Below are 15,478 nucleotides of genomic sequence, written 5' to 3'. Positions count from 1 at the left end.
TCGGGACGCGGATATTCTTCCCCTGATGTTCATTCGGATTCTCCCTCCTCTTCGATCGTTTCCCGCAGGCGCCTGCGGATCTTCTCCATTTCGTAGTTTCCCGCCAGTCGAAAGAGTTCGGCCAGGCGGGCCGGAGCACCGACATCGCCCGCTCCCGCCTCATCCAGCACCCGGCGAACGGCCCGGATGTCCCCGCGCTGCGCCAGGGCAAGCAATCGCTTCAGGTCCACATCGACCGCCCTCCGGACCGTCTTCGTCTCTGTCGCAACGGCTTCCCTTATCCAGGTCAACCCGAGATTCCGCTGAAGGACCGCATAGAGTTCCTCCTCGCCATACGGTTTGGTCAGGATATCGGTGAAGCCGGCTCGCAGCGCGTCGTTGCGCGTGAAGTCGAAGGCACTCGCGGAATAGGCGACCACACAGGGCATTGCCTCCGCCGCGGCCCGTGCCCGCTGCAGCACTTCGAATCCATCCATCGGACGCATCCGCAGATCGAGAAAGGTCAGGTCGGGGAGATGCTCCTTGAGCATCACCAGGGCCTCCTCACCTCCCGAGGCACTGAGCATCTCAAATCCAAGCGGCTCCAGATGCTGCCGGAGCACCTCACGATTGGTGGCCACGTCGTCCGCCACCAGAATGCGCCGGCGGCGGCCTTCGTAGCCGATGATGCGCCCGGCCTCACGTGTCACGCCGGTGCGGGACTCAACCGCCACCGGCAGGGGAATCTCAAACCAGAATCGACTGCCCCTTCCGGGATGACTCTCCAACTCGAGCGTCCCGCCCATCAGGTCCACCATCCGGTGACTGATGGTCAAACCCAGCCCCGTTCCCTCATTCCGTTCCGAAGCAGCCACCACCTGCTGGAAGGGCTGAAAGACTTCCGCCTGCCTTTCGACCGATATCCCGGTGCCGGTGTCGGTCACCTCAAAGCGCATCCCGCCTGCGACCGGGCTCACCCTCAACTCAACCCGGCCCGAATCCGTGAACTTGACCGCGTTGCCGAGCAGATTGAAGAGAATCTGCCCGATCTTCTGCTCATCCCCGTTCACCCGCACCCGCGCACTCGGATCCAGGAGGACATCAAACAAGAGTCCCTTTTCGACCATCTTTGGCCGGAAGAGCAGTCCCACCCGGTCGATGAGGTTCCCAAGGTCAAACGGCTGGATGTTCAGTTCCATCCGGCCGGCTTCCACCTTGGAGAGATCGAGCACTTCGTTGATCAGTTTCAGCAGGTGATCCCCGCTGCTCCGCAGGACGCGAACCCGCTCCCGATTGCGATCATCCAGGAGGGCGTCGTTCTGCATGACCTGGGCATAGCCGAGAATTCCGTTGAGGGGCGTCCGCAGTTCATGACTCATATTGGCCAGAAAAACACTTTTGGCCTGGTTGGCCCGCTCGGCATCCTCTTTGGCCACCCGCAATTGCTCCTCATTGGCCCGCAACTGGGCGGTCCGTTCGTCCACCACCTCCTCGAGGCGTTCGTTCTCACGTCGCAGCACCCTGACCCGCCATCGGACTATCCCATAGACCCCGAAGCCGGCCAACAGAAGATAGCCGAGATAGGCCGGGACTGTGCGGTACCAGGGAGGCAGGATCACAAAGGCAAAGGGTGGTGATTCCCCCGACCGCGCCCATCCATCGGTCGCCCGGATGCGGAATTGATAGGAACCTTCGCTCAGATTGGTGTAGACCCGATACGTCTCCGTGGTGGGTGCCGACCAGTCGTCTTCAAAACCCTCCAAGCGGGTCCGGTAAACGACCGATCGACCAATCCCGTGGGTGGGGGACGCATAATCGAAGCGAAGTCCGCGGTCGCGGAACTTCAGCTCAGGTCGCTTCCAGCCGGTGACGTCGTGCCCGCCCCAGATCCGGTCGCCCGCTGATGTCTCCACCTTCCGCGTACGAACATTCAGTTCCGAAACCGGAGGCGAAAACCGGTCCAGGTCGATCCGGATCAGCCCCGCATCAGCGCCGACCCAGACCGTCCGCCGGTCCTCCTGTTCCTCCACCTTGATCTCCTGTATGCTGGCAATCGGGGAAAACAGGCTGGGCGGCAGCGTCCGCCAATCGTAGTCGCCCTTCCCGTCGGGAGTCGCAAAACCAACCACCCCTTTGCCCCAGCCCAGGGTGGCCGCCTGGCCCAGGTCTTCAACCGAGGCCCAGAGCCGGCCGGACGAGTCCCAGTCCATCCGGCTGACCATATGACTGCCGTCGCCGAAACGGCGACCAAACCGGGTAAAGCGCTCAAACCGGTCCGTCTCTTCGTCAAAGGTGTAGAGTCCTTCGTTCGTCCGGAAGAAGACCTCGCCCTCGTCGGTCAGGTGAGCGCTCGTCCAGCCCGGGTCTTCCGGCAGTCCGTTTCCGCCCGTGAACCGCCGGATGACCGGATGGGCCAGCGATTCCACATCCTGCGGAGCGAAGCTGATCCGGTAAAGGCCGGTGCCCGGCGTACCCACCCAAAGGATACCATCCGGCGTCCGCACCATCGTGCGGACGTTGGCGACCAATCCCTCGATCGTCGGCTCGGTCACCCAGGCGCCGTCGACATACCGGATCGGCGTCAGTCCGCTATTGTGGCCGATGAAGACCCGCCCCGGGACCCGCTGGTCCGGGGCCAGGGCATGGATGGTGGTCAATTCCGGGGTGATCGGATTGAAGCCGTCATCATTGAACAGGTAGACCCGTCGTCGCAGGGTGACCAGAAGGCCGCTGGGATGGCTGAACAGCGCCATGATCCGGCTGTTTGCCTCCCCCACCGGCTCAAACCGACCGTTCGGCTCGCCGGTTGCCGGATCCCGACCCATGACATAGAGTCCCAGGTTGGTCGCGACATGAAGCCGACCCTCATGCCGGACAACCGATTCGATCGTTGTGTGGGGGAGGCCACGGAGTTTGTCGAAGAGGGTGATCGCTCCCCGCTGGATGTGTTCGATCCCGTTGTTGGTCGAGACCCAGAGCGTGCCGTCCCGGGCCTCGAGCACATTCTTGCCCGACTGATCGAGCAGACCCGACTCGAGATCAAAGGCCGCCTCGATGGATCCATCCGGACGGATGATGGCAACGCCTCCCAGGAGCCCAACCAGAGCGACGGAATCATCCGCCAACCGCCGCCCCGTGTAGACGTCGGCGGCCCGGGCCCACTCATCGGCCGGTCCGTTCACCGGTTCGACCCGACCGTCAAGGTAGCGGTAGAGTCCGGTCGCCGCGGTCGCCAGGAAGACCGCACCGTCATTCATCCGGGCGGCGACACAGATACCGGTCTTTACAAAGAAAGGATCGTCCGAGACCAGGTTCCACTCACCCCCCTCGATGACCGACCACCCGACTCCCCGCTCAAAGACATTCAGCCGGCCATCAATGACAAAGCAGAGAAGGGCCCGCGGTGAGTCCCGGTGCCAGATGGTGAACTGACCATCCGCCCATCGGTAGACCGTATGCGCCGTATTGAAGTAGATGCCGTCCTCCGCCACAAAGGCATCCCAGACAATCGCAAAGGTGCGCTCTTCCTCCGGCAATTCCGGCACGAGGGAGACATACTCCTTCTCGCCCGATGCATTGGTCGCCAGATAGCCGATTTCGCCCTCCGCTCCGACCCAGATCCGGTCGTCGGCATCGATGGCCAGCCCCCGGACAAAGAGCCCGCCGGGCACGGGAATCGAACGCCAGGTCTCTCCATCAAACTCCAACACCACCCCACGATTCGCGAAATACAGGGTCCCATCCCGATCTTCCACCGCGTTCCAGACCTGGTTGTGCTCCAGGTAGTCGCGCATGCCGAAATGCTCCACCGGGTAGCGCCCCATTTCGAAACGCCCATCCGCAGCACCAACCAGGGGAACGGCCATCCACACAGCCAATCCCAGGAGGCCCACCCACCGGAACCCGCAGGCGACCCGTCTGGGAACACGCATTGCGGGCAAGCACGGAAACACCCTCCCCAGCCCGGCAAGGCCGGAGGGGACATCACTCAAGGGATCTGTTCTCCCGGTCGTCATTCCCGCATCTCCAGGGCTTTGCGCAGGCGGTCCCTCATCTTCTCCATCTCGTAGTTGCCGGCCAATCCGAGCAGCTCCTTGAGCAGGGACGGCGCTTCCGGCGCCTTCGCCCCTGCGTCGATCAATCTGCGTTTGACGGCGCGGACATCGCCCTTTTTAGCGAGATCCAGCAGGGTCCCCAGGTCGACCGCTTGCCCGGGAACCCCGGGGGGTCCACCTGCCGCCCCCGCTTCGGCCCCATGCCTCCAGGTGAGTCCGAGATTGCGCTCAAGAACCGCGAGCAGATCGGCCGTCGCAAACGGCTTGGTCAGGATGTCGGAGAAACCGGCCCGCACGGCATCCTGACGGGTGAATCCGAACGCACTGGCCGAATAGGCGACCACACGACCGGCCTCCAATCCCGCGGCCTCCGACTCCTGTATCCGCCGGAGCACTTCGAATCCATCCATCGGATGCATCCGCAGATCGAGAAAAGTCAGGTCCGCCGATCCGGCTTCGAGAACGGCCAGCGCCTGCTCTCCGTCCCCGACCTCCGCCACCTCAAATCCGAGCGGCTCTAGGAGCTGAACGAGGACAGCCCGGTTGGTGGCGATGTCGTCCGCGACGAGAATCCGCCGGCGCGGGCCGTCATAGCCGACGATCCGCCCAACCGGTTCATCGATTGCGTCGCCATCCGGTCCGGAGGCCTCCGGCAGGGGAATCTCGAACCAGAATCGGCTGCCCTTGCCCGGTTGGCTTTCCAACTGCAGGTCCCCCCCCATCAGGGCCACCATGCGATGACTGATGGTCAGCCCAAGACCGGTGCCTTCATTGCGCTCGGCCGCCGCCACGACCTGCTGAAACGGCTGGAAAACCTCGGCCTGCCGATCCGCGGAGATGCCCGTTCCGGTATCGGCAACCTCAAACCGGATCCGTCCGTCAACCCGATCGACAGCCAAGGTGACCTGCCCGCTGTCGGTGAACTTGACCGCGTTGCCGAGGAGATTGAAGAGGACCTGTCCGATCTTCTGCTCATCCCCCCGGACCCGCGAGGGCAGCGTCTCAGAGACACCGACCTCAAACACCAGGCCCTTCTCCCTCACCCGCGGTTGAAAAAGACGGCTCGTCCGTTCGACCAGGACGCGCAGATCAAAGGCCTGCGCATACAACTCCATCTGTCCGGCCTCAACCTTGGACAGATCGAGCACCTCGTTGATCAGCTTGAGCAGATGATCCCCACTGCTGCGCACTACCTTGACCCGCTCCCGGTTGCGTTCATCGAGACGCAAATCCGCCTCCATGATCTGCGCATACCCGAGGATCCCGTTCAATGGCGTCCGCAGTTCATGGCTCATATTGGCGAGGAACATGCTCTTGGCCTGATTGGCCTCGTCGGCCTGGTCACGAGCCACCTTGAGATCCGCCGTCCGCTCCGCGATGACCCGTTCCAATCGCTCGTTCTCGCGCCGACTGCTGGCCAGCCGCCACCGGACAACTGCCCACAAGACCCCCAAGCCCAGGAGTCCATAGGCGGCATAACTCCACCAGGTCCGGTACCACGGAGGCCGCACCCGGAACGCGAACGGCTCCGCCTCCGCCTCCTGACCGATCTCGTTCCCGGCCCGTACTCGGAATACGTAGTCTCCTTCCGGAAGATTCGTGAATTCGCGAACCCGCTCTGGACCGGCGGGCACCCAACCGTCTTCATACCCTTCCAGCCGCGACTCGATGACGGGCCGCAATCCCTCGGCATGGACGGGCGCCGCGAACTCAAATCGCAGAGCCTTGTTGGTGAAGTCAACTTCCGTGCCCGAAGGCATCACCCGGGCACCCTGATAGAGGGTGAGGGATTCGTTGATCGCCGCCCGACGCAGACGGACAGAGAGCGGACCCGCCGCCACCCCCCGGGGATCCGCTCCGACATCCCAGCGCAACAGGCCCTGAAATCCGCCGACCCAGAGGACCTTCCCTCCGCCCGATTCTTCGAGGAAAAACACCCGCGGCATTCCGATCGGATCGAAGAGCCGCGCCGGCACCGTTTCCCAGACCGTGGTCCCGTCCGGACGCTGAAACTGCCGGCCGCTGTTCACCGTGAAAGCGTTGCTTTCCTCACCCGGCCGGTAAACGGTCCCCCATGCATTCCCGAGGGCGTCAACAGCCCGCTGATCCCAAACCCACGGCCCCTCCGGCTTGATCGGGGGATCCGGATCCACGACCGCCGTGAATCGATCAGTCGCCTCATCCCAAGCAAGGAAGGTGTCATCGACGGCGAAGAAGACCCGGTTGTTTTTCCGGAAAACCGTGACCCAGCCCCCGTCGAAAATCCCGGCCTCCTCGCCGTATCGGGTCACAACCGCATTGGACCAGGGATCGTCACCGGCCGCATCGACTCCTGTCACCCGGAAGGCATCCTGGCCGGCCGTTCCCAGCCAGATCGTCCCGTCGGCCGCCTCCAGAATCGACCGGACCTGTCCATCCACCCCGGAAGGTCCGTCTTCGTCGATCCACTCACCGCCGACTCTCCGGATGGAGCTGAGTCCCTTGTGCCCGACCAGAACCCGATCAGGATGCCGTTCGGATCGGATCATCGAATAAACGAGCATGGCGTAGGACGCGATCGGCTTCACGGTCTCACCCTCGAGGAAGACAACTTCCTCTCCTATCGCCACGAGCAACCCGTCCTCCCACGGAATCATCGCGGTGACCTCGCCCTGCATGTCGGGGACCAATTCGAAGACCGCCCTCCCCGGTTTCTCCATCGGACGCTTCAAGCGGAACAACCCGCTGTTGGTCCCAAGATGGAGCACGCCGTCATGCCGCTCCATGCACCAGACAAGCACACTGCGCAGTCCGTTCGACCGATCGAAGAAGGTGACGGGGGACTGCAGGTTGATGCGGGCCAGGCCGCTGCCGAGCGAACACCAGAGCCCCCCCTCCCGATCCTCCGTCAGGTGCACCATCGTTTGATTGGGAAGTCCGGTGGACTCATCCAACAGCCGGATGAAGCGCCCCTCGCGGTCCACCACAGCCACCCCGCCATTGAACGTTCCCAAGGCAAGGTGACCGGACGAAAGCAGTATCACCTTGTTCAGGACATTCTCCCGAAGAAAAGCGTCGACCTCCGTCTCGAATCGCTCCAATCCGGCAGCACTCAAGAGGTGGAGCCCGTCCGATTTCGTGGCGACGAGGACGGCGCCGTCCTCCCAATCCAGCATCGCACAGAGGGTTTTCTCCCGAAACAACGGGTGATCACTGACCGGCTCGAGGCGGTCTCCCGCGATCCGGAAGAGTCCGTGGCCCATGCCTTGGACATAGTGGCGCGACCCGGACCAGAAATCGAAGATCACGCTGTCGGTCTCCGGCGCGAAAACTTCGAGACGCCCCTCCCTCCACCGAAAGACCTTGGTGTCCCCTCCGAAGAAGACCCCCTGATCGGTCGCATTGACCTCCCAGATCTCCTCAGTGAAGGGCAATTCCTCGGGCGGGAGTCGATCGATGAGAGAGACGAATACCTTTTCTCCCGACGCACCGTCGCGAATCAGTCCGATCTGGCCGATTCCACCCACATAGACGACATCGTCCGCTCCGACCGAAAGACCATAGAGAAAAGTGGTCCCCGGAACCGGGATGCGGCGCCAATGAGATCCGTCGTATTCGAGGACCCCGCCTGAGTTGGTCGCGTAAAAAATCCCGCGACTGTCGAAGGCCGAGGCAAAGACTTGATCATGGCCATCGTAGTCCCGGGCGTTGAAGGCCTGCACCATCGGCCGCCCCATCTCCAGATCAGGATTCCAGCCGGAATCCCCGAAGAGCCCGGGTATCGCCCAAACGCAAGCCCCCGCCAAAATCCATCGAAGGGAACCTCCTCCCCCGCCCCGACAGGCGTTCGGTTGCGGCCGAAGCCTGTCGTCAGAGGCACTCATCATGAAACGGATCCGGATTTCTGCAGCACACCGGCCAGCCTAGCAAGACCGAAGCCCCGAAACAATAATCCCAACGGAGTAGGACCGGTCCGCAAGAAAACCTGCCTCCAGAACCCCTACTCCCATCGGAGTATGGGGAGATCCGCGGATATCCGGTATGCTGGTGGTCGCTTGTGAACCACCAATCCCGAATACGATGAAAAATCAACGCCTTGGCCTTCGAGCCCTCTGGGGACTGATCACCCTGATCCTCCTCTTCGCCCCGCCCTCCCACGCGCAGACTTCCGACAATGTCGTCTTCCAGATCGGCGAGATCCCGCCCCAGCGGGTCTGGTACAGCGACCTCGCCCGCATCCGCTTCGAGGTCAAGGCCGACATCCTCGGCGAGGGTCCGACCATCACCGCCACTTTCAACCCCGACGACGGCATCCTCGGCAGCCGCACCTTCGATCCGGAAACCGGCCTCTTCACCTATATCCCAAATGCGGCCGACGCGGAGTCCTTTCAGGTTTCCTTTGCCGGCGACAAGAACGGCTCGTCCGTCGCCCAATCCGTCACTTTCACCCCGCTCCGTCCGCTCCCCCCGGAAACCTCTGTCTTCGGACTGAAACCCAAAGGCGACATTCCGGATCCCGAGAGCAACGAGTTCCTCGATGTCGAGACAGAGGTTGTCACCGGGAATTTCGTTTTCAATGCCGGCACCCGCACCTCCCTGCGAAACATCGTCATCGTCGGAAAGACCGTGGTCTTCGAGGAAAACCACCCCAACGAACTCTGGGGTTATCACGCGAATGAGGACATTCAGTCCATGACCATCCATGCCGAGACCCTCATCGTCCGCGGTGCTCTTTCTCTGCCGCAGACCCAGCTGGCGATTTACGCCACTGAGGTCCGCTTCGAAGACAAGGAAGGCGCGGCCCTTTCTTCCATTTCCACCAAGCCCAAGGACTGGAGCGGCGAGGCAGCTCAGTACAACAACGGTATCGACGGCCACGACGGTGGCACCCTCACCCTCTTCACCGACGCGGTCACCGCCGAAGGCTCCGCGGCCCGCTTCATCCTCGACGGCGGCAAAGGCCAGAAGGCCGGCCGCGGCGCCAAGGGGGCCGACGGCAAAGGCCGCAGCACCTACAGCAAGATCAGCAATGGATTGCTGACCGAATGGTCGTGGAAGGATTCGTCGGGCACAGGCACGGTTTACGTCTACTACAAGTCCAGCTTTCTCGGAAAGGATACCTCGAAGAGTCTGCCCTCCAGCGGCGACCCGGGCTGGCCCGAAAACGGCAAGCCGGCCACACCCGGCGGCCGCCCCGGACGCGCCGGCAACGGCGGCGCCATTGTCAGCAACGGTGATTACACGTGGGCCATCCAGAGCAAGGGCAGTGTCCAGGGCGAGAAGGCCGCCTACGTCGCCGGTGGAACCGGCGGCTCCCCACGTACTGCCTACAAACGCTATTTCACCTCGGAAAAGCAGTACGACAGCAAGAGCCACTATTCCAGCAACGGCGCGGGTGCCTACGGGCGCGATTCCGACCGACCGACCGGCAGCGACGGCGACTCCACCTTCCTTTCCGGAGATCTGCGTTGGTTGAGCCCTCCGGCCATGGAGAAGGTACTCATCCACCTTAAGCAGGCCTACCTCAACCAGCACTTCGACTTCGTCCGGACCAACCTCGACGACTACATCGAACTGCTCGAACTCGCCATGGCGACCGATGCCTGGGCCGATCTCGAGGAGAACACCCGCAACGGCCTGACCCAGATCCTCGATGAGCTGCGCGCCCTCCAACACCGCATCGGCAACAACCTCGACTACTTCGGCAACCCGGCCGGCTGGGTGCCCATGCTTTCCTTCGAGGTGAACAAGCTCGCCTTTGAAAACGAAATCCCCCGCGCCCTGCGCGTCATGTACCTCAATTACTGGCTGGGGGACAAAGCCGAGACCATCGCCGACAAGATCGAGGCGATGACCGCGATGCGTGAACAGCTCAAGGAGGAGCTGAAGGCCGATCGCGACGAATACACCCAAGTGGTTGCCACCGTGCCCGGACTCGAGTTCAAGGCCCAGACCGTCCAGACAGGGATCGACCAGGCCAAAATCGACATCGAATCAATCAAGAACGACCTGATCGACAAGGCCAAGAACATCGCCCTTCTCAAGAAGACCGCCAAAGCCCTCGGCGCGGTGGCCGAGATCTTCCCGGTCGGTCAGCCCTACGTCGGTCTGGCCGGTAGCACCCTCTCCCAGATTGCCGATGCCGATCCGGACGCGCCGCTGGAAGAAAATGCCCTGATCATCGGGACCAACGTGGCCGGCGATTTCGTGAATTACAAAATGACGGAAAAGGCCAATGCCCAGAAAATCGAGGCCGGCGAACTCGATCTCGAGGACCTCGAGGCGGAGCAGAACAAGATCCAGCAACAGAAGATGCGCGAACTCCAGGGCCCCATCATGGACGTCCTGGGTGAAAGCCTGAACCAGATCCGCAACTCCCAGAGTCCGACCCCCGAAGTCGAGGCCGAACTGCAACGCCTCCTCGCCGACGAGCCCGCCTACAAGGAGCAGATCGCGAAGATCAAGAAACTGAACAAACAAAAGGTCGAGTTCGCGGTCGAACTCGCCCAGACCATGCAGCAGGTCGTCAATCTGACCCTGGCCATCTCAAAGAACCTGATCATCGTCGACGTCCTCAACCGCAATATCCAGGACAACAGCCTGGTTCTTGACGCGGAGACCCTCAGCTACCTCGACGCGATGAACCAGCGGGCCCGGGACCGCCTGCTCAAGTACCACTACTTCATGGCCCGCGCCTACGAATACCGGATGCTCAAGCCCTACGACGCGGAACTCGACCTGACCAAGATCTTCGACAAGTTCCAGGAACTGGCCACCTACACCGATCCGGCCGACAAGACCTCCGACCTGACCCCGGAACAATTCGAGTCGCTTCAGGCGGTCTATGAGGACCAGATCTCCTCGGTCGTCTTCAGCATCCTCGACGAGTACAACTCGAACCGGCCAGCCCTCTCCGCCCCGGTCCGGATCTCCCTCTCCCAGAAAGTTCTCGACCAGCTGAACACCGGGCAGCCAACCGCCCTCAACCTCTACGACGAGGGACTCTTCCTGCCCGATCAGGAGAACCTGCGTATCTATGACCTCCAGGTCATAGACCTCGATGTGGATTACGTCGGAGACAAGGACGACATCTTCTACTCTGACATCATCTTCCAGCACTCCGGAGTGTCCTCGCTCCAGAAAGAAGGCGAAACGTATCTCTTTCGTCACTACAATGAAGAGACACGCAACAAGATCGAGTGGGGCACCCGCTTCGATCCCTTCGACGGCATGCTCGATCCCATCATCCTCGATCCGGCCGAAGAGTCGCTTCTCAAGTCCCTTCTCTCCACCGGCTCGAAGTCGACTTCGACCGAGAACCTCCTGCTCTACTCGCGTCCCGCCGCCAAAGCCGACCTCATCCTGACCAAGCAGACGAACAGCCGGTTCGGCGCCGATACCAGGATCACCCGCATGCGGGTGGAGTTGGTCTACTCCTTCTCCCGGACCAACGACCAGATCAAGAAGCTCAAGATCGTCGGAGATGAGGAGGGCGCCCAGCCGCTGGTCAAGGTCAGCAAGGAGGACCTGAACCAACGACAGAACGGAGAAGGATCTTTCGAGCGCAGCTACGACATAGGATCCACCGTCACCCTGGAGGCCCCTGCGAAGATCGGCCAGTATGTCTTCGATGGCTGGAAGGGCACCGGAGTCAGCGACCCGGATTCGCCCATCACCACCCTGATTCTCAGCTCCGACACCGAGATCCAGCCCGTATACCGAGCCGTTGTCCCCTACATCATTCAGGTGGTGGGCGGGACCGGTTCCGGCACCTATATCAACGGCGAGACGATCCAGATCGCCGCCGCCATCCCCGAAGGCTACAAGTTCGTGCGCTGGGAAGGGGCCGGGGTGACCGATCCCAACTCGGCCATCACCACCCTGACCGTGTCTTCGGACAGCGCGGTCGAGGCGATCTATGCGGCCATCCAGGCCATCTCCACCTGGCTGGGCAATATCTCAACCCGCGCCCAGGTCGGGACGGGAGCCGACATCCTCATTCCCGGTTTCGTCATCGAAGGCGAGGTGCCCAAGAAGCTCCTCATCCGGGCAATCGGACCCAAGCTGGCTGACTTCGGCGTAACCGGCTTCCTTCAGGATCCCATTCTCCAGGTGCTCAACAGCAACAAGGAGATCATCGGGACCAATGACAACTGGGAGACCGCGGCCAACCTGAACGATATGCTCGCCTCCTTCGTCACCACCGGTGCCTTTGATCTGCCATCGGGCAGCAAGGACGCGTCCGCCCTCGTCACCCTCGTCCCCGGGGCCTACACCGTGAAGGTGTCCGGAGTAGGCGCCACCACCGGGGTCTCGCTGGTCGAGGTCTACGATGCCGACGGCAACGCCGAGGGCAGCCGGCTGGTCAACATATCAGGCCGGGCCCAGGTCGGGGTCGGCGCCGATGTCCTCATCCCCGGCTTCGTGGTCGATGGCGATGAAACCAAACAGTACCTCATCCGCGCCATCGGCCCCACCCTGGCCGGGTTCAATGTCAATGGCTTCCTCGAAGACCCGACCCTGACCGTCTTCCAGGACAAGCTCGCCGTCGCGACCAACGATGATTGGCAAAAAGCGGCCAACCTGTCCGAGCTCAACGAAGCGGCCACCCGGGTGGGCGCCTTCAATCTCGTCGACGGCAGCAAGGACGCCGCCGCCCTCGTCACCCTCGATGCCGGGCGCTACACCATCAAAGTCTCGGGAGTGGGCGGAACCTCCGGCGTCGCCCTGGTCGAAGTCTACGAGGTGGTTCAACCGTAGGCTGCCAAACGGCAACGCAAAAATCCGGGCCGGCCTTCCCTCGAGGGCCGGCCCTTTTTGCAGCCCGGAATGTCGCCACCGCGCCCTACCCCAGGTTGTCGAATGACTGTAGCCACCCGCTCTGTCGCAGTGTTCCCCAAACCGAAGCCACAGCGCCCTGGCGCGGTGTTCCCCAAACTGTAGCCACCGCGCTCTGTCGCGGTGTCTTCAGAGACAGCGAGACCGGCGACAGAGCGCCGCTGCTACAGCGCCAAAAGAGCCTGGACTTTCCTCCGTTCTTCCGTCCCTCCCCCTGCCCATCCACCTAACGGTAGATGATATCCCGGATCCGGTCGCTGCGAAAACGGACGGTCTGCCCGTCCACCCGCTCCGCCCCGGCCTGACCCGCTGCCGCGTCGGCATTGTCCGTATGAAAGAAACGTTTCTCCAGGACGAAAGGGCCGTCCCAGACCAGAGGCGCGATCGGATGATCGCGATGGTTTTCCACCGCCTTGCGTATCCCTTCGCGAATCCGCCGGTGTGCTTCCCGGGCCGATACAGAGATGGCCGAGCCCCGGCCCAGCCCCTTTTTCACGGAGGCGGTCACGATGCCGGGAACCAGGGCCTCCGCCTCCCGGCAGGCAGCCTCTTCGCCACAGAGGAATATCAGGGGCAGTCCCAGATCCCCCATATAAAGGGCAAACTGGGCAATTTCCCCGATCAGCTGTCCGTTCAGTTTGTAGTAGTCGATGGTCTGGCTGCTCTGGGTGTGATTCTGATTGCTCATCTGTATCCCGGCCATGGCGTGCTGCCCGAGCATCACACAGGCCTCGTAATCCGACACCACGGAGTCCAGCACCGCCCGGGTCGGTGAAGGACGGCCGTGCAGCAACTTCGCCGCCGAATGCAGGTCCTCGAACCAGATCGCCCCGGCACCGTGCCCGTCCCAGACCAGGATATCCTCCACTCCGGTCTCCAACATCCCGTCGACCGCCGCATTGATCTCCGCGGTCACGATCCGCTTGCCCTGATCATAATACCGCCCGGTCGGATAAGATTGGTCCTGAAACGAAACCACCCCGGCACATCCCTCCATATCCGTTCCGACAAAAATCTTCTTCATGGTTCCCCAGAAATGAATCCCCCACCCCCGAAGTCAACGGGATCCCCCCATCGATCCTCCGTGGATTCCCCGTGGATTCCCCGTCCCCCCCGAACTGCCCTTCCATCGACCCCAGCGCCACGGCAGTTTGTAACATAATACGTTACAAACTGTCCCCCGGGCGGATTGCTCCCGGGAACAGAACTGAAAGACCCCGCAGGCCTCCGGCCGCGAAACCCGTTTTGTAACGTATTATGTTACAAACTGCCTTGGTCGCGTGACATCTTGTCCAAGCGGCACCTATTTGAGTTCCACCACTTCCTGGTTCGCCCTCAGGAGGCGCTCCGACATGGACTGGATGATGTTGAGCAGGATGGTCTGGTAGCCCGAGGGATGGTCCGTCCGGAAAGCCTCGATCGCCGTTCTGGACACCGCATGGACCGTGACCGGACCGAGTGCGACCACGTCGGCCGTGCGAGGATGGTCCTGCAGGAAGGACAATTCTCCGAAACTCATGCCCGGACTGAAGCTCGAGACCTGCTTGAAGGTCAGCGGGGCATCCCGGCGCAGGACAATCCCCACGATCCCCCGGGCCAGGAAGAAGATTTCGTCGGGCGGTGTTCCCTGCTCAATGATGCGGGCTCCGTCCTCGAATTCGCGTTCGACCGCAAATCCCCGCATCGCAGCCAGGGCGTCCGGATCCAGTCCGCGAAGGAGCTCCATTTCCTCGAGTGGCACCCGGAGGGATGCATCCAGCCGTGCCCCGAACTGCGCGAGCAGGTTCTCCTCCGCATCCTCCAGGGTGTCGTTGCAGTCGTTGTAGACGAAGGCCATCGGGACCAGGCTGCGCCGTTCCTCCAAAGAAAAGATCCCCCGCGGATCCACCAGGGCGAGCCGCTTGCCCGACTCGAAGACCTGGCTGGCAAAACGGAAGAGTATCGCGCGGGTCGCTTCATCGATGCTCCCAATCCGGGTCAGGTCGATGATCATGCGTTCATTCTCCTCAAAAGTCTGCAGGTAGGCATGGAGGAGCCGCTCGAGAGCGCTGAAATGGAGGTCGCCCTGCAGTTCAAAGATGCGAACCCGGCGGCCCTCCTTTCGCAGAACCTTTTCCGCCTCCCGCGGGCGAAACCGGCTCGAATGAAACTCGCTCAGGGTATACGAACGCCGGATCACATAGTTCGTCAACGAAGGACGGTTCAGCAGGTGCAGGCCGAAACGATGGGTGAGATCACGGAAGGTCGCGATGCCCCGTATGCTGTTGTAGTTCTCGTCGAGGAGCGGAGAGAATACAGCAATGCTCAGCTGACCGGGAAGGACGCCGATGATACCGCCCCCGACGCCGCTCTTGGCCGGGATACCTACCTCGAAGGCCCAATTGCCGGAATAGTCGTACATCCCACAGGTGCTCATCACGCTGGTGACCTTCTCCACCGTGACCCGGCTCAAAACCCTTTCATTGGCAATCGGGTTGATCCCCCCATTGGCCAGGGTGGCGCCCATCACCGAAAGGGCGCGGTAATCGACAAGGAGGGCACACTGCATGAAGTAGGTCTCAAGGATCGGATACGCCGTCTCCGACGCACTTTCTCAAGGGGTGTGGCCGGCTACCGCCCAAAGGCAA

Annotated in this window: 5 protein-coding genes; 1 reads left to right on the top strand and 4 read right to left on the bottom strand. The window is 62.1% G+C overall.

Annotated features, from left to right (window positions below; all coding sequences use genetic code 11):
* Positions 1 to 29: 29 nt before the first annotated feature.
* The gene (locus R3F07_02300) at positions 30 to 3,911 is read right to left on the bottom strand and encodes an ATP-binding protein (GenBank protein MEZ5275196.1); all 3,882 of its coding nucleotides are present in this window, start codon (positions 3,909 to 3,911) and stop codon (positions 30 to 32) included.
* Between the two features lie 80 nt (positions 3,912 to 3,991).
* Positions 3,992 to 7,750 carry an ATP-binding protein gene (locus R3F07_02295; GenBank protein MEZ5275195.1) on the bottom strand — a complete coding sequence of 1,253 codons (3,759 nt, stop codon included), beginning with the start codon at positions 7,748 to 7,750 and terminating at the stop codon, positions 3,992 to 3,994.
* Positions 7,751 to 8,093: 343 nt separating this feature from the next.
* Here R3F07_02295 and R3F07_02290 point away from each other — a divergent pair, with 343 nt between their 5' ends.
* The gene (locus tag R3F07_02290) at positions 8,094 to 12,773 is read left to right on the top strand and encodes a hypothetical protein (protein ID MEZ5275194.1); all 4,680 of its coding nucleotides are present in this window, start codon (positions 8,094 to 8,096) and stop codon (positions 12,771 to 12,773) included.
* Positions 12,774 to 13,077: 304 nt separating this feature from the next.
* Here R3F07_02290 and R3F07_02285 read toward each other — a convergent pair whose 3' ends face one another.
* Both R3F07_02285 and R3F07_02280 read right to left on the bottom strand, forming a co-directional pair.
* Positions 13,078 to 13,875, bottom strand: coding sequence for a M55 family metallopeptidase (locus R3F07_02285; GenBank protein MEZ5275193.1), 798 nt, complete (start codon positions 13,873 to 13,875; stop codon positions 13,078 to 13,080).
* Between the two features lie 279 nt (positions 13,876 to 14,154).
* Positions 14,155 to 15,417 (bottom strand): glutaminase, encoded by a 1,263-nt coding sequence (locus R3F07_02280; GenBank protein MEZ5275192.1) that lies wholly within the window; start codon positions 15,415 to 15,417, stop codon positions 14,155 to 14,157.
* Positions 15,418 to 15,478 lie beyond the last annotated feature (61 nt).

Source organism: Opitutaceae bacterium (genome assembly GCA_041395105.1).
Classification (GTDB): domain Bacteria; phylum Verrucomicrobiota; class Verrucomicrobiia; order Opitutales; family Opitutaceae; genus B12-G4.
Note: the sequence above shows the minus strand (reverse complement) of the source record. Positions and strands in the feature narration are given on the sequence as shown.